At 68.2% G+C, this 15,784-nt stretch carries 13 protein-coding genes and 1 tRNA gene; 7 read left to right on the top strand and 7 right to left on the bottom strand.

Annotated elements, in window-relative coordinates; genetic code table 11:
* Nucleotides 1-231: 231 nt before the first annotated feature.
* Both GN153_RS09950 and lrp read right to left on the bottom strand, forming a co-directional pair.
* Nucleotides 232-504: a hypothetical protein gene (locus tag GN153_RS09950; protein WP_159902300.1), complete on the bottom strand. Its 273-nt coding sequence runs from the start codon at nucleotides 502-504 to the stop codon at nucleotides 232-234.
* 86 nt (nucleotides 505-590) lie between these two features.
* Nucleotides 591-1,046 (bottom strand): HTH-type transcriptional regulator Lrp, encoded by a 456-nt coding sequence (lrp, locus tag GN153_RS09945; protein ID WP_159902298.1) that lies wholly within the window; start codon nucleotides 1,044-1,046, stop codon nucleotides 591-593.
* 125 nt (nucleotides 1,047-1,171) lie between these two features.
* Between lrp and glnA the strand changes: the two genes are divergently transcribed.
* The gene (gene glnA / locus GN153_RS09940) at nucleotides 1,172-2,527 is read left to right on the top strand and encodes a type I glutamate--ammonia ligase (RefSeq protein ID WP_159902296.1); all 1,356 of its coding nucleotides are present in this window, start codon (nucleotides 1,172-1,174) and stop codon (nucleotides 2,525-2,527) included.
* A 52-nt stretch (nucleotides 2,528-2,579) separates the two neighbouring features.
* On the opposite strand, the gene GN153_RS09935 is transcribed toward glnA, so the two are convergent.
* Nucleotides 2,580-3,878, bottom strand: a complete 1,299-nt coding sequence (locus tag GN153_RS09935; protein ID WP_159902294.1) for a YihY/virulence factor BrkB family protein — start codon at nucleotides 3,876-3,878, stop codon at nucleotides 2,580-2,582.
* Nucleotides 3,879-3,953: 75 nt separating this feature from the next.
* On the opposite strand from GN153_RS09935, the gene GN153_RS09930 reads away from it, so the two are divergent.
* The gene (locus tag GN153_RS09930) at nucleotides 3,954-4,343 is read left to right on the top strand and encodes a hypothetical protein (protein WP_159902292.1); all 390 of its coding nucleotides are present in this window, start codon (nucleotides 3,954-3,956) and stop codon (nucleotides 4,341-4,343) included.
* On the opposite strand, the gene GN153_RS09925 is transcribed toward GN153_RS09930, so the two are convergent.
* Nucleotides 4,340-5,449 carry a tRNA (guanine(26)-N(2))-dimethyltransferase gene (locus GN153_RS09925; protein WP_159902290.1) on the bottom strand — a complete coding sequence of 370 codons (1,110 nt, stop codon included), beginning with the start codon at nucleotides 5,447-5,449 and terminating at the stop codon, nucleotides 4,340-4,342. The genes GN153_RS09930 and GN153_RS09925 overlap by 4 nt on opposite strands.
* A gap of 239 nt (nucleotides 5,450-5,688) precedes the next feature.
* Here GN153_RS09925 and GN153_RS17930 point away from each other — a divergent pair, with 239 nt between their 5' ends.
* The 3 genes from GN153_RS17930 to GN153_RS09915 all read left to right on the top strand — a co-directional run bounded on the left by GN153_RS17930 (nucleotide 5,689) and on the right by GN153_RS09915 (nucleotide 7,724).
* Nucleotides 5,689-5,808 (top strand): DUF7859 family protein, encoded by a 120-nt coding sequence (locus tag GN153_RS17930; protein ID WP_449329033.1) that lies wholly within the window; start codon nucleotides 5,689-5,691, stop codon nucleotides 5,806-5,808.
* Between the two features lie 30 nt (nucleotides 5,809-5,838).
* Nucleotides 5,839-6,918: an aminopeptidase gene (locus tag GN153_RS09920; RefSeq protein WP_159902288.1), complete on the top strand. Its 1,080-nt coding sequence runs from the start codon at nucleotides 5,839-5,841 to the stop codon at nucleotides 6,916-6,918.
* Between the two features lie 191 nt (nucleotides 6,919-7,109).
* Nucleotides 7,110-7,724 (top strand): translation initiation factor IF-2 subunit beta, encoded by a 615-nt coding sequence (locus tag GN153_RS09915; RefSeq protein ID WP_159902286.1) that lies wholly within the window; start codon nucleotides 7,110-7,112, stop codon nucleotides 7,722-7,724.
* A gap of 31 nt (nucleotides 7,725-7,755) precedes the next feature.
* Here the strand turns inward: GN153_RS09915 and GN153_RS09910 are convergent, their stop codons facing one another.
* Nucleotides 7,756-9,324: a class I adenylate-forming enzyme family protein gene (locus GN153_RS09910; protein ID WP_159902284.1), complete on the bottom strand. Its 1,569-nt coding sequence runs from the start codon at nucleotides 9,322-9,324 to the stop codon at nucleotides 7,756-7,758.
* Nucleotides 9,325-9,434: 110 nt separating this feature from the next.
* Between GN153_RS09910 and GN153_RS09905 the strand changes: the two genes are divergently transcribed.
* Nucleotides 9,435-10,091 (top strand): trimeric intracellular cation channel family protein, encoded by a 657-nt coding sequence (locus tag GN153_RS09905; protein ID WP_159902282.1) that lies wholly within the window; start codon nucleotides 9,435-9,437, stop codon nucleotides 10,089-10,091.
* Between the two features lie 316 nt (nucleotides 10,092-10,407).
* On the opposite strand, the gene GN153_RS09900 is transcribed toward GN153_RS09905, so the two are convergent.
* Together GN153_RS09900 and GN153_RS09895 are read right to left on the bottom strand one after the other, a co-directional pair.
* A tRNA-Arg gene (locus tag GN153_RS09900) sits at nucleotides 10,408-10,483 on the bottom strand.
* A 624-nt stretch (nucleotides 10,484-11,107) separates the two neighbouring features.
* Entirely contained in the window at nucleotides 11,108-12,190 is a 1,083-nt protein-coding gene (locus tag GN153_RS09895; RefSeq protein WP_159902280.1) for a DUF373 family protein, read from the bottom strand.
* Nucleotides 12,191-12,399: 209 nt separating this feature from the next.
* Here GN153_RS09895 and ileS point away from each other — a divergent pair, with 209 nt between their 5' ends.
* A complete protein-coding gene (ileS, locus tag GN153_RS09890; protein ID WP_159902278.1) occupies nucleotides 12,400-15,687 on the top strand; it encodes an isoleucine--tRNA ligase in 3,288 nt (1,095 codons plus the stop codon).
* The last annotated feature ends 97 nt before the right edge of the window (nucleotides 15,688-15,784 follow it).

Raw genomic sequence — 15,784 nt, 5'->3', positions numbered from 1 at the left:
CGGGTCCTCGTGAGGGAACGGAACGAGGGCTCGTCAGGGCAACGCTCTGACGGCGAACGGGCGGCCTGACGGCCGCCGGATGCTGGCCCGCCGCCTCACGCGTTTCACTCGGTGACCGGCCAGTCGTGCTGCCTTTCAAACTGCGGTTCACTCGACGGGGACTTCTCCGTGGTCGACGCGGCGCGCGTAGATGGATGGCCCCCCGGTGAGGCGCTGTGCTCCGGCAGGGTGCTACTCCTCGATGTCGAAGTCCTCGATGGTGCGGGTGGTGCGGACGACCCGCTCGCTGACCATCAGCTTCTCCGTCCGGTCGAGCCGGCTCCAGTCGAGACTCTCGGGCGGGGACTCCTCGTAGTCTTGGAACCGCTGGTAGACGTCGTCGTTGACAAAGCGCTCGAAGGAGTCACAGTTGGGACAGGTCACCGAGAGATGTGAGACGTCGAACTCGCGGGTGATAGTATGTTCGAGGCAGTTCAGACACCGGTACGTTCGCTCGCGGGTCACGCCAGTACTACGGGCTGGGGATGGTAGTATCTGTCGCGCTGGGGCGGTCCTGGTTCACACCGGGGGCCGGTCCGGGAGGCGGCCGGTCACTCCAGGTCGAGGTCGAACTGCTCGTGTTCCTTGGCGATGTTGAGCACGACGCTGGTGTTCGACTCCTTGATGTCGGGGTCGGTCAACAGCGCCTTGATCTCGTCGTTCATGTCGTCGGTGTCGGTGAACTTCCCGACCGCGATGATGTCGTGGTCGCCGGTGGTTTCGTAGACGCTCATCATCTGGCGGTGCTCCTGGAGGTCGTCGACGACCTCCTTCAGGGCGCTGCCCTCCACTTTCAGCTGGAGGATCGCCGTCACGTCGTAGTCCAGCGCGTTGTAGTCGATCTTCGGGGTGTACCCCTGGATGATCCCCTGTTCCTCCAGGTCCGAGAGGTGATTCGAGACGGTGGTGACCGACACGTCGAGGTCTTCCGCGAGGCTTCGCAGGCTCGCCCGGCCGTCGCCCAGCAGGGCATTCACCAACTTTCGGTCCAGATTTTCGTACGTCATCAGTCCCACCAACGACGGCCGGGGATTAGAATTTTACGAATACCGAATTTTCGGACAGGTAGGTAATATTTGAGCAAAATAGGAGGGTTTTAGTGGTGCCAGGCACCCCTACCAGGTGTCGAAAGATGACAAGCGAAAATCTATCTGGCGAGGCAGAGCGCGTCCTCGACGAGATCGAGGAGAAGGGTGTCGACTTCCTGCGGCTGCAGTTTACCGACATCCTCGGGACAGTCAAGAACGTCTCCGTACCGTCCGACCAGGCGGAGAAAGCCTTCACCGAGGGGATCTACTTCGACGGCTCCTCGATCAACGGCTTCGTCCGCATCCAGGAGTCGGACATGCGCCTGGAGCCGGACCCGGACACGTTCGCCATCCTCCCGTGGCGCGACGGCCCCGAGGTCACGAGCGCCCGGCTGATCTGTGACGTCCACGACACGTCGACGGACGCCCCCTTCGAGGGCGACCCCCGGCGGGTCCTGAAAAACGCCGTCGACCGGGCCAACGAGATGGGCTACACGGTCAACACCGGCCCCGAGCCCGAGTTCTTCCTCTTCGAGGAAGACGAGGACGGCAACGCGACCGTCGAGTACTCCGACAAGGGCGGTTACTTCGACCTCGCGCCGAAGGACCTCGCACAGGACGTCCGCGGGGACATCATCTACGGGCTGGAAGACATGGGCTTCGACGTCGAGGCCAGCCACCACGAGGTCGCCCAGTCCCAGCACGAGATCGACTTCAAGTACGACGACATCCTCAGCACGGCGGACAACGTCGCCACGTTCCGGTCGGTCGTCCGGGCCATCGCTGCCCAGCACGACCTCCACGCCACGTTCATGCCCAAGCCGATCCCGCGGATCAACGGCTCGGGGATGCACACCCACCTCTCCCTCTTTACCGAGGACGGCGAGAACGCCTTCCACGACGACGACGACGAGTTCAACCTGAGCGAGACGGCAAAGCAGTTCCTCGCGGGCATTCTCGACCACGCACCCGCGATCACGGCGGTCGCCAACCCCACCGTCAACAGCTACAAGCGCCTGATCCCCGGCTACGAGGCCCCGGTCTACATCGCGTGGTCGGACGTCAACCGCTCGGCGCTGGTCCGCAAGCCCGCCGCGCGCACGCCCGCCGCGAGCCGGATCGAACTGCGCTCGCCGGACCCCTCCTGTAACCCGTATCTGGCGTTCGCCGCGATGATCCACGCCGGGCTGGACGGCATCGAGCGCGGGCTGGACTGTCCGGACCCCGTCCGGGAGAACATCTACGAGTTCGACGAGGCCAAACGCGAGGAGTACGGCATCGAGACGCTCCCCTCGAACCTCGGCGAGGCCGTCGACGAACTCGAGGGCGACGAGGTCATCCAGGACGCGCTGGGCCCGCACGTCTCCGAGAAGTTCGTCGAGGCAAAGCGCCAGGAGTTCCAGGAGTACCTCGTCGAAGTGTCGGACTGGGAGCTGGACCGCTACCTCGAGAAGTTCTGAACGGCTGCAGTTTCCGCGCGCAGTCTTGCCATTTTCCCGTCTTTTTCGGCCGTCAGTCCCGGAAGTCCCGAACCGTATCCCGGAGCCGTCCGGGGAGTCCGGCGACGGTGAACGTGACTCCCACGAGCACCATCAGCGTGTACAGCCCGAGCGTCGACAGCCAGATGACGACCATCGCGAGGACCGCCCAGACCCCGTTCAGGAAGTAGAAGGCACCGAGAGTCATGAGCGTGCCGTACAGCAGGACGAGATACGGTCCCCACCCGCGTGCGTGGCCGCGGCGCTGGCGCCGGCGGATATACCCCTTCAGGTCGGCCTCGAGTTCGTCGCGGTGGACCGTGCGGTCGTCGATTTCGGACTCGAAGCGGTCGAGTTCGCGCCGGAGCTGTGCGATGTCCTCGTAGTCGACGCGCTCGCTGACGCGGTCGGCAGCCCGGTCCGTGTCGCCGACCGCTGTATCTGTACCGGCATCGGCGTCCGTGTCGTCAGCCTCGTCGTCGGGGCCGTCGGACTCGCTCATACGCGCTCGGGTAGGGTCTCGTAGCGACCCCTGTTGTAGTTGCCGGTCGCGGCGACCCGCGAGCACGGTGTTCAGGGCGGCCCCACTCAACAGCACCAGGCCGCCGAGATAGAACCACGTCAGCGCGAGCAACACACCCCCGATCAGCCCGTACAGCTGGAAACTGTCGGCGGTCGCGGCGTAGACTCCGAACAGGAAGCCCAGCAGCGTCCAGCCGACCCCGGCGAAGGCGGCTCCGGGGACGACCTCACGGACCGTTACCGGACAGTCCGGGAAGACGTAGTACAGCGGGAGAAAGACGACCGGCAGGGCCGCGGCCAGCCAGAGCGTCCGCAGGGAGCCGCCGGGGGAGAGTCCCGCGAGCGGAAGCAGCGCAGTCACCGCGACGACGGCACCGACCGCGAGCGCGATGGCGGCGAGCGCCACGGCGGCGTCGCGCACGTTCGTCAGAAACGAGCGGTGGGCGTCGGCCCGGTAGATCCGCGCGAAGGCGACGTCGAGCCCGCGAAACACCCGGAGTCCGCTCCAGAGCAGTACGACGAGGCCGACGACGGTCGCCCCGCCGCGGCCGGGCCCGTCGGTGAGCGAGTCGCTCAGGAGGGCGATAGCCTCCGGCGAGAGGATCCCGCCGACGATGGTCAACACGTCGGCGGCGAATACGGGGCCGGCAACCGCCGAAGCGACCGCCACTGTGACGAGAAGTAGCGGGACCAGCGAGACGAAGGCGTAGTAGGCGATGGCGGCCGCCATGAAGCCGAGCTGTTCGGTTCGGGCAACGGAGACGAGCGAGCGAACTGTCGAAGCGACTCCGGGCCGGGCGGAGCGGGACATATCCGATCCCTGTGGGCTTCTGGTCTAATAGCCGGCGCTCGAAAGCCATTAGATGACGGCCGTCACAGGAGTGGTATGGACTGGACGGCGGAGACGGTGCGTGCGACGGCCGTGCTGGTCGCCGCGAGCGCTCTGCTCGTCGGGCTCGGGATGGGCGGCGTCGGTGGGTCGGCGACACTCGCGGCCGTTCTACTCGGCGCCGGGGCGGGGCTGTTCGCCGCTCGGGACTGGCTCGCCGGACTCCCGGTCGTGGTCGGCCACGACCTCGGATTCTACGGCGAAGCGGTGTGGCTGGCTCCGGTCGCGGCCGCAGGTGCAACCCTCCTCGCGGTAGGTGCGACAGCCGCCGAGTTGCAGGCCATCGGCGGCCTCGTCGGGCTGGCCGGGATGGTCAACTACTTCCTGCGGCCGGTCTACCACGTCTTTGCCAGGCTCGGTCGGTACGCGACCCGCGTCGCGGGTTAGTCAGACTCGCCGGTGGCCGTCCGGATCTCACCGACCGACGCCGTCGTCTTGAACGTCGTGCCGCCGTAGTGGGTCCGGCTCGCGCCGTGGCCCACCGCCCGGAGGTCGGTGAGAAAGTCGTCCATCGCCGTCGCCGGACGTCCCCACAGCTTGCACAGCCGGTGCTGGTCGTAGTGGGTCGGGGTGTCGAGTTCGTCGCCGAGGGTCTCGAGGAGGGCGCGGGCCTCCTCGGCAGTCCCGAACTCGTCGGGGACCGCCGCCGCGGTCGCGTCGAGGAAGTCGTCCTCGACTGTTCGGCCGAGCCAGACGGGGCCGGCCGTCTGGACCGCCGCCCCGCAGTTGCCACAGCAGTCCGGGGGGTCCGCGGTGAGCCCACGCTCGGTCTCGCGCCACAGACACTCCTGGCAGTGATAGATGTGGCCCAGCCGGTCGAGCGCCGCGTCAGCGGCCTGTGCACCGCGGTCGAGCCCGAGGTAGGTGCGAACGTAGTGGTCGGAGGCGTGGGTGAGCAGCGGGTCGACGGCCACGTCGTACCGGGCGGCAGTCCGGGCGAGCGCAGCGAGGAGTATGCGGACGCCCATCTCGCCGTGGTACTCGGTGTTTCTGGGGACGGCGCTGTAGCTCCTGACACCGCTGTTGAAGTGGGCTCCACAGAGGGGGGCGAGGTCGGTGGCCGTGACGCAGAGGAGCTCACCGGTTCCCCGGAACGCGGCATCGGCGAAGGGAATGGGCGTCCCGAACGGGTCGATATCCACGACGTCGAAGGCCCGCTCGTGGAGAACGACGTTGGCGTCCCTGGTGACGGTCTCGCCGTCGAGGTCGTTCAACGCGAGATTCTCTGCAGCCAGGGCAGTCGCGTCAGGGTCGACGTCACAGCAGGTGACTTCCCAGCCGTCGGCGGCGGCCCGGACGCCGCGGACGCCGGTCGCGGTCGTGGCGTCGCAGTAGCTACTGGCGCGGGAGTTGCGCTCGCGGTGGGCCCGGAGGGCTGCGACGGTCAGGTCCCGGTTCAGCTCCTGAACGGGGTTGAAGAAGACGGCGTCGCCAGCACCCTCCTCGGGCTGTTCGGGGACCTCGAGGTCGACACCCCCCTCGTGGATGCGCATACGGCCCGGTCGGGTGGGGCAGCGAAAAGCGCCACGGTCGGACGGCCGGTCCCGATTCGGGTCAGGGGGGTTCGGCGTCATCGAGATGGCGAGCAGCCGGCCTCCCGGCGCGTGGCGGTCGGCCGGACTCCCGCTGGCCGCCACGCGGCGATCCGTCAGGTCACGGGCAGCCTGGCCCCGTTTCCGTACAAAAAGCTGCGTGCCGAAACGGCTTTGACCGACGAGCGGCGAGGGCGTGTATGGATTGGGTCCTCGTCGGGATGGTAGGGCTCCTGCTGGGGTTCGTCTTCTTCCTGTACCTGTTCATCCGCCGAACGGTCACGGGTTTCAGCGAGGGCGTCGACCGCGGCAAGCGTTAGTGGTTTGTCCGCCGCGGCCCGCGCTCCCGTATGGACCCGCGCATCCGCGAGCACGCCGAGGTGGTAGTCGACCACTCGATCGACCTCTCGGCCGGAGAGGACATCGTCATCGACGCCCACCCGGTCGCCGAGGACCTGGTCGTGGCGCTGCACGAACTGGCCGCCGACCGGGGAGCGAACCCGCTCGTCATCCAGGAACGGCTCGGCGAGCGCTACCAGCGGGCCTTCCTGCGCAACCGTGACGAATTTGAGACGCCCGCGCACCTGCAGGCGCTGTACGAGGAGATGGACGTCTACATTGCGATCCGCGGGAACGGGAACGTCACCGAGACCAGCGACGTCGACCCCGAGACGAACGCCGCCTACCAGCAGGCTCTGCAGCCGCTGCTCGACGAGCGGCTCTCGAAGACCTGGTGTCTCACCCAGTTCCCCGCCGCCGCGAACGCTCAGCTCGCCGGGATGTCCACCGAGGGGTACGAGGACTTCGTCTGGGACGCCGTCAACAAGGACTGGGACGCGGTTCGCGAACACCAGGCACAGATGGTCGAGATCCTCGACCCCGCCGAGGAGGTCCGGATCGCCTCGGGAGACACGACTGAGGTCACCATGTCTGTCGCCGGCAACCGCACACTGAACGACTACGGCGAGAAGAACCTGCCCGGCGGCGAGGTGTTCACCGCGCCCGTCCCGGACAGCGTGGAGGGGGAGGTCCTGTTCGACAAGCCGCTCTACCACCAGGGCCGGGAGGTCACCGACGTCTTCCTGCGCTTCGAGGGCGGCGAAGTCGTCGAGCACTCCGCGGGGAAAAACGAGGAGGTGCTGACCGAGGTACTGAACACCGACGACGGCGCCCGGCGGCTGGGCGAACTCGGCATCGGCATGAACCGGGACATCGACCAGTTCACCTACAACATGCTGTTCGACGAGAAGATGGGCGACACCGTCCACATGGCGGTCGGCCGGGCCTACGAGGAGACCGTCGGCGAGGGCAACGACCAGAACGAGTCGGCCGTTCACGTCGACATGATCGTCGACATGAGCGAGGATTCGGTCATCGAGGTCGACGGCGAGGTCGTCCAGCGGGACGGCACCTTCCGGTTCGAAGAGTAGCGAGGCTCGACCGCAGGGAGAGCCTCGGAGACCGAGCGGGGAGCGGAGCGACCCGCGAGAAATAGCGAGGCGCGAACGAAGTGAGCGCCTCGAAAACGCGAGCGGCGACGAGTGTGGTGAGCCACCGCGGCCGGGGTCCGTGTCACCACCTCTCTCGCCAACGGTATCCCGCCCGGTCCCCTCCGGGACGTATGAACTACGATTCTGCGCTCGACAGGGCCTACGACGACCTGCCGGAGGAGACACACGACGCCGGCGAGCGACTCTCGGTCCCGGACCCGGAAGGCGAGACCGACGGCGCGTTCACCCGGCTGACCAACATCGGCGCCATCGCGGACGCGCTCGGCCGCGAGCCCGAGCACCTCCACAGCGCCATCCAGACCGCGCTGGGCACGAGCGGCCAGTTCGAGGGCGACCGCGCCCGCTACAACGGCGACTTCGGGATCGACGACTTCGAGGCGGCCGTCGACAGCTACATCGAGCAGTTCGTCACCTGCTCGGAGTGTGGCCTGCCCGACACCGTGTTGAGCCGCGAGGACGGCGTCGAGATGCTGCGCTGTCAGGCCTGTGGCGCGTTCCGCCCGGTCGGAAAGAACGCCCCCTCGACCACCCGGACCCAGCAGCGCGAGACCGTCGAGGAGGGGACGACCTACGAACTGGAGATCACCGGGACCGGTCGGAAGGGTGACGGTGTCGCCAACCGCGGCGACTACACCATCTTCGTCCCCGGCGCACAGGAAGGACAGGTCGTCCGGGCGGTCATCGAGTCCACCAGCGGCGACCTGGCCTTTGCACGGCTAGTCTGAGTGCCCGACGTCGCCTTCCCACCCCGCCGACTCACTCTTCGTCGACGAGTTCCTCGCGCAACTCGACCTTGCGGATCTTGCCGCTGCCGGTCTTCGGGAGTTGCTCGCGGATCTCCACGATCCGGGGGTGTTTGTACGGGGCGATTTCCTTGAGGGCGTACTCCTTGATCTCCTCTTCGGTGAGGTCCGAGCCCTCGACGAGCGTGAGCGCTGCCGCGACCGTCTCGCCCTTGCGCTCGTGTGGGACCCCGAAGACGGCGACCTCGTGAATCTCGGGGTGGTCGTACAGCACCTGCTCGACCTCGGCGGGGTAGACGTTGTACCCGCCGGTGAGGATCATGTCCTTCTCGCGGCCGCTGATGTAGTAGTAGTTGTCCTCGTCGCGGTACCCCCGGTCGCCCGTCCGGAAGTAGCCGTCCTCGGTAAAGGCCGCCTCGGTGGCCTCCGGGCGCCTGTAGTACCCCTCCATCACGTGTGGCCCCTTCATCACGATCTCCCCTTCCTCGCCGTCGGGGACCTCCTCGCCGGTCTCGGGGTCGACCACCTTCGAGTGGGTGTGGCCGGCCGGCTGGCCAACGCTGCCGATCTTGTCGCCCAGCGTCGCGTACCGCACGGAGTGACTCCCGGCGGTCGTCTCCGTCAGCCCGTACCCCTCGATGACCGGGACGTCGAAGACCTCCTCGAACTCCTCGTGGACCGGGACCGGAAGCTTGTCGCCGCCCTGGCCGGCCCGCCACAGCGAGGAGAGGTCGTAGGCGTCGGGGTTTTCCTTGTAGGTCTGGAGCAGGTCCATGAACATCGTCGCGACCCCGGTAAAGGAGGGGATGTCGTACTCGTCCAGCGTCCGGAGGACGAGGTCGGGGTCCCACTGGTCGGGGCGGATGGTATGGAGGGTGCGGCCGGTGGCGAGTGTCGTCGTCATCACCACGACGCCGGTGATGTGGTACATCGGAACGACTGCGAGCCCGTCCCCGCGGATCTGTCCGGCGGTGTAGGAGGTGACGCCGTTGACGATCTGGACCCGGAAGTTCTCGTGGGTCAGCAGGACCCCCTTCGGTTTGCCCGTCGTTCCCGAGGTGTACGGCTGGAGGAGGACGTCGTCGTCCTCGCGTTCGACCAGCGTGGGCTCGCCGGCCGCCGCGAGGTCGTCGAGCGTGGTGTGGTCGCTGTCGGGGTCGGCGCTGATGACCTCCAGCCCCACCTCCTCGGCGACCGGCACCGCCCACTCCTCGCGCTCGCCGTCGCAGACCACCGCAACGGAGTCTGAGTCCTCGAACTGGTACTCGGTCTCCCGGCGGCGGTACTCCGGATTGATCGGGGAGGCGACGACGCCGGCGTGGATGCAGGCCCAGATGGTGACACAGAAGGGGATGCCGTTGGGGAGGTAGACACAGAGCCGGTCGCCCGGTTCGAGACCCATCTCGTGGAGGCCGCCGGCGACCCGCTTCACCCGGTCGTGAAACTCGGCGTAGGTGAGTTCGTCGCCGGCGTGTTCGACCGCCACCTCGTCGGGGAACTTCTCGGCTGGCCGCGTTAGCAGGTTCGCCACGCTCCCGTCGTAGGGCGACGTCATAAGGTCCTCGGCTGGGACGGGTTCCATGTGTACCGCCGTCGGCACTCACCGATTTATAGGTTGGGACGGCGGGACGCGCTCCCCCGAGGGGCGGCGAGCCGGTAGCCTCATCAGCGTCCGGCTCGGGGCGGGAACTGATGACGCCGAGCGTCTCCGAGCTACTGGTCGTCGACCCGTTCGCGGTGATGAATGCGGTCGGGCTCGTGGCGTTCGCGCTCGTGGGCGCGGCCAAGGCGGTCCGCGAGCACTTCGACATCTTCGGGGTCGCCGTGGTCGGTCTCGCCACGGCCTTCGCCGGGGGAACCACCCGGGACCTGCTCGTCAACCGCGTGCCGCTCGTGCTCCAGGCGCCGGTCGAACTCGGCCTCGGCCTGCTCGGAGTCTGTCTGGCGCTCGTGCTGACGGCTACCCGGGACGCCCCGGACGAGCTCCGGGTGACGCTGCTGGCCGACGCTATCGGGCTCGCCGCGTTCACCACCTCCGGCGCCATCGTCGCCACCCAGACCGGCGTCTCGCCGGTCGGCGTCGTCGTGGTGGCGACGGTCAACGCCGTCGGCGGGGGCGCCCTCGCTGACATCCTGCTGGACCGGGCGCCCTTCATCCTGCTCGATGACTTCTACGCCAGCTGTGCGGTGCTCGGCGGGACTGCGTACGTGCTTGCGGACGTCGTCGGCCTGGCGGGTGGTGCCGCGGCTGCGGTCTGTGCGAGCGTGGTTGTCGGGACCCGGCTCGCCGCGCTGGTCTACGGCTGGGAGCTCCCGACCGCACAGGCGCTCGGGCTCGCCGAGGACTAGCTGCCTGCGGGGGTCGTAGTCGCCGCGGTAGACGAGGGGGAAGGCGATCCGGCCCTGGCCTCAGCCCCACTCTTCTCGAACGACAGCAAACAGTGGTGAGCGGGCACGGAGGGATTATGAACCACGCCGTCGGCTCGCTTCACTCGCTGCCGTCTACTTCAAATCCCACGGGCCGCTTCGCTCCTCGCGTCCGCTCGTCGAAGAAGCGGGCACGGAGGGATTTGAACTCGATTGCGAGACTCACTCCGTTCGTCTCGCGTAGTTCAAATCCTCGCGTGGTTCGTTCCGCACGCCTCGCTGGCGCTCGTCGCAGAAGCGGGCACGGGGGGATTTGAACCCTCGACCGTCGGATTAGAAGTCCGACGCTCTGGTCCGGACTGAGCTACGTGCCCTCACCGGGGCCAACGGAGCGACTGGCAAAGCCGTTGTGGTCGCGCGAGTGCAGGGCTGCATGTGCTCGTGCTTACTGCTGAAAACAGCATGAAAGCCCCGAGTGTCTCGACTCCCGGGCACCGAGCGACTCGCGCTGCTCGTCTCTCGACGTCACGCTCGGCTTCGCCTCGCGTGACTCTTGCTGCGCTCCTTGCCTCCCGCTGGTTGCCTGCGGTGTCTGCTCACGGGCAGCGGGGCGGTTTCACCGCCCCGACGTCGCGGCGCGGAGCGCCGTGCACGGCCCGTTCGCGTGGTCCGAGGGACCTGCGGTCCCTCGCTACTTGCGCCGGCCGCGTTCGTCGAAACACTCGCCCCTTTCAGTCCCGCCCGGAACCACACACCTCCCCAGCCGATACTCTCACTCGGTCGCGGGGCTCCCTCGTTCGCTCATCCACCGGAAGGCTCGCCTCGCTCCCCTTCCGAGCCCTCGGTGGCTCTGTTCCCGAGGACCTCGCACGGTGTCGTCGCGGCACAAGGCCGCGACAGCGTGCGCCCGGGTTGACTGTCCAGGTCAGGCGGCCCCTTTCGTGCTGTTCGAGTCCTCGCGGGTTGAATTCACACCCGAAAACCACGCCATCAGAAGTTCAGGCCGCCTCGGTCCGCCGCTCCGACCGCGACTCCGCCACCGCGAAGGAGAGCGTACTCACGAGCCCGAGAAGCGTCCCGCCGGTCAGCGCGATGGCGAGATACTGGAGGGTGACCGTCCCGAGGAAGTACGCGCTCAGGCCGTGCAACACGGCGGCGATGGCGAGCACGTAGAAGGGGGCGTTGAGATACCGCCACCGGAACTGGCCGGCGAGGTACTCGTCGGTGACCTGCCCGAGGCTGCTCGTGACCCCGGCGGCCGCGAACCACGGGACGGCGCCGTCGACCAGCGCGGCCACCACCCCGAGCACGCCGAGGGGGCTGCTGTGGGCGAGCTGGACCCGTTCGAGTGCCTGGACGCCGCTGACCCCGCCGATGACCAGCAGGGCAGCAGCGACCACGTAGGTGATGATCGTCACCCGGCCGGTAAACAGCGCCTTCCGGGCGCGGGCGACCGCGGTGTCGAGCGCCTCCTCGACGCCGAAGGCACGGCCCAGCACGTACAGCCCGAGCAGGCCGGAGGTGACCCCGAAGACCGTCCCCGGGAAGCCCAGCGCGTTCGCCAGCACCGTCAGCGGGTAGATGAGCAGCAAGATCCCGAGAGGGACGAGGATCGTCCCACGCGTCTCGGGGTCGTCGAGCACCTGCTTGATGGTGTAGTACATCGACTCCAGGTCCTGGGCCTGGCGGACGACGACCCGACGGACGCCGTCGATGGCGACCCGCGAGCGGATGACGGGGATGACCGACTCGTCCTGGGCGCCGTCGGTCACCACGAGCGCGCGGATGTCCTCGCCGGTCTCCAGGCCGGCGAGCACGCGGTCGACCTCCTCGCCGACCTTCCGGGTGGCGGCGACCTCGCTTCCCTCGAGACCGGTGACGGCGGCGACCTCGACGCTGTCCTCGACCTCCTCCGCGAGGTGGAGCCCTTCGAACATGACGTTGACGTCGCTGTCCTCGGGGTCGGCCGTGGCGAGGTCGACCGCCGCGTCCCGGACCGCGTCGCGTCCGACGACGGGCGTGTCGACTCCGGTCTTCCGGCCGAGGTCGTCGTCGAGGTCGACACACAGCACCAGCAGCATCGTGTGGGTCTAGACCACCCCCGGTATATCTGTTTTCGGCCCGCGCCGTCACGAGCGCACGCGCGTTCAGCAGGACGGTCGCTCGACCGCGCTGCCCCCACCTCGTTTGTCTTCGGGCGCGCGCAGCCACGGCGGTCGCCCGCGCCCGCCGTCTGAACCGTTCCCACAGGACCGAGGCGCCTATAACCGCGGCGACGGATCGGTGGGACATGAGCCACGACGACGCGTCCGCCGGGGACGGGAGCGAGCGCGAGCGCTTCGCCCCGGTGGACGACCAGTACGACCCCGACGCGGTCGAACCGCGTGTGTTCGACCGCTGGGAGGCGGTCGACGCCTACGAGCGGACCGTCGAGCACCGCAGCGACGGCGAGGACTTCTTCTTCGTCGACGGCCCCCCCTACACCTCCGGCGCGGCCCACATGGGCACCACCTGGAACAAGGTGCTCAAGGACCTCTACATCCGGTATCACCGGATGCAGGGGTACGACGTCGCCGACCGGCCGGGCTACGACATGCACGGCCTGCCAATCGAGACCAAAGTCGAGGAGCGACTGGGCTTCGAGAACAAGAAGGAGATCGAGGACTTTGGCGAGGAGGCGTTCATCGAGGAGTGCAAGGCCTTCGCCCAGGAGCAACTCGAGGGGCTGCAGGCGGACTTCCAGGACTTCGGCGTCTGGATGGACTGGGACGAGCCCTACCGGACGGTCAGCCCGGAGTACATGGAGGCGGCCTGGTGGGGCTTCGCGCAGGCCCACGAGCGCGGCCTCGTCGAGCAGGGCAAACGCTCCATCAACCAGTGTCCCCGGTGTGAGACCGCCATCGCCAACAACGAGGTGGAGTACCACGACGTCGGCAAGCCATCCATCTACGTCCGGTTCCCCCTCGTCGACCGGGAGGGGAGTCTGGTCATCTGGACCACCACGCCCTGGACCATCGTCGCCAACACATTCGTCGCCGTCGACGGCGACCTCACCTACGTCGGCGTCGACGCGGAGAAGGACGGCCAGACGGACCGTCTCTACGTCGCCGAAGCCGTCGTCGAGGACGTGCTCAAGGAGGGCCGCTACGAGGACTACGAGGTCGTCGAGGAGCTCTCCGGCGAGGAGATGGTCGGCTGGACGTACGACCACCCGCTGGCCGAGGAGGTGCCGGCCCACCCCCAGGGGGAGGGTGCCGGCCAGGTCTACACGGCGGAGTACGTCGAGGCCGACCGGACGGGGCTGGTCCACTCCGCGCCCGGCCACGGCGAGGAGGACTTCGAGCGCGGCCAGGAACTCGGATTGGAGGTGTTCTGTCCCGTCGGCAGCGACGGCCGGTACACCGACGACGCCGGCACGTACGCCGGCACGTTCGTCCGCGACGCCAACGACGAGATCATCGACGACCTCGACGCGAAGGGGCACCTGCTCGCACACGACCGGACGAACGTCCGCGAGGGGCAGTGCTGGCGCTGCGATACCGACATCGTCCGGGTCGTCACCGACCAGTGGTTCATCACGATCACCGACATCAAGGAGGAGCTGCTGGCGAACATCGAGGACGCCCAGTGGCACCCGGAGTGGGCCCGGGACAACCGCTTCCGTGACTTCGTCGAGGACGCCCCCGACTGGAACGTCTCCCGGCAGCGCTACTGGGGGATCCCGATCCCGATCTGGACTCCCGAGGACTGGGAGGGGGACATGGACGAGGTGGTCGTCGTCGGCGACCGCGAGGAACTGGCCGAGCGCGTCGACCAGGATATCGATCCCGGGGACGTGGACCTCCACAAGGGGACCGTCGACGACCTCACCATCACCGAGGACGGGACGACCTACACCCGCGTCGGCGACGTCTTCGACGTCTGGCTGGACTCCTCGGTCGCTACCTGGGGGACCGTCGACTACCCCAGCGAGACGGAGGGCTTCGAACAGTTGTGGCCCGCGGACCTGATCATCGAGGCCCACGACCAGACCCGCGGGTGGTTCTGGTCGCAACTGGGGATGGGGACGGCAGCCGTCGGCGAGAGCCCCTACGAGGAGGTGTTGATGCACGGCTACGCCAACATGCCCGACGGCCGCGGGATGTCCAAGTCCAAGGGCATCTTCGTCGACCCCGGCGAGGTCATCGAGGAGTACGGCCGGGACCCGATGCGCCTGTTCCTGCTGTCGGTGACTCCCCAGGGGGAGGACATGAACTTCTCCTGGGAGGAGACCGAGGAGATGCAACGGCGGCTGAACATCCTCTGGAACGTCGCCCGGTTCCCGATGCCGTACATGCGCGCCGACGGGTTCGAGCCCGGCGTTGCGGCGGAGCCGCAACGGGACGGAGGCGGCGAAGCCGCCGACGGGACGACCCTCGCGGACGTCGCCGAGGACCTCGAACTCGTCGACGAGTGGGTGCTCTCACGGCTCCAGTCCGTGGAGAAGACGATGACAGAGCACATGGACGCCTTCGAGAACCACAAGGCCGTCGAGGCGCTGCTCGATTTCGTCGTCGAGGACGTCTCGCGCTTCTACATCCAGGTCGTCCGCGAGCGGATGTGGGAGCCCGAGGATTCGCCGAGCAAGCGGGCGGCCTACGCCACCCTCTACCGTGTGCTGGAGGAGGTCGCCGCCCTCGTCGCGCCCTTCGCGCCCTTCGCGGCCGAGGAGGTCTACGCCGCGCTGACCGGCGGGGCCGGCCACCCGACGGTCCACATGTGTGACTGGCCCGAACCCGACGACGGACTGCGGGACCCCGACCTGGAGCGGGAGGTCGAGGTCGTCCGGGCCGTCGAGGAGGCAGGGTCGAACGCCCGCCAGCAGGCCGAGCGGAAGCTGCGCTGGCCCGTCTCCCGCGTGGTCGTCGACGCCGACAGCGCGGACGTGGCGGCGGCCGTCGAGACGCGAGCCGACCTGGTGGCTGACCGGCTGAACGCCCGCGCGGTCGAGGTGCTCGGCCCGGACGAGGAGTGGGGCGAGTTGCGCTACTCCGCGGCGGCGGATATGAGCGAACTCGGGCCGGCCTTCGGCGACGACGCCGGCCGGGTGATGGAGGCGCTGAACGAGGCTCGCGTCCCGGAGCCGACCCTCGACGCCCTGGAGGCTGCTGTCGCCGACACACTCGGTGAAGCCGTCGAATTGACCGAGGCGATGGTCGAGTTCCGCCGCGAGACGCCCCCGGAGGTCGCGGGCGCGGACTTCACTGCCGGCGACGGCGGCGGGGTCGTCTACGTCGACACCGCGCTGACCGAGGACATCGAGAGCGAGGGCTACGCCCGCGAGGTAGTCAGGCGAGTTCAGGAGATGCGCAAGGACCTCGACCTCGACATCGAGGCGGAGATCCGGCTCGACCTCGAGATCGAGGACGACCGGGTCGCGGGGCTCGTGGCCCGCCACGCCGACTACCTCGAGGAGGAGGTCCGGGCTGGTGACCGCGGGACCGTCGAGGATGGCCACCGAAAGACCTGGGACGTGGAGGGCGTCGACGTGGAGATCGCTATCGAGCCACTTCCGGAGGCAGCCGCCAGCGACGACTGACCGGCCGCGAGTCGTGATGGCGCGACCATCGGGAGCGGCGTGGAACGACGAGCGGCCGGCTTTTTCGCCCACGTTTTTCGACGAGCGGGGTGGGGGG

Origin of the sequence: Salinirussus salinus (genome assembly GCF_009831455.1) — an archaeon.
GTDB lineage: Archaea > Halobacteriota > Halobacteria > Halobacteriales > Haloarculaceae > Salinirussus > Salinirussus salinus.
This window is presented reverse-complemented; position numbering and strand designations above follow the sequence as displayed.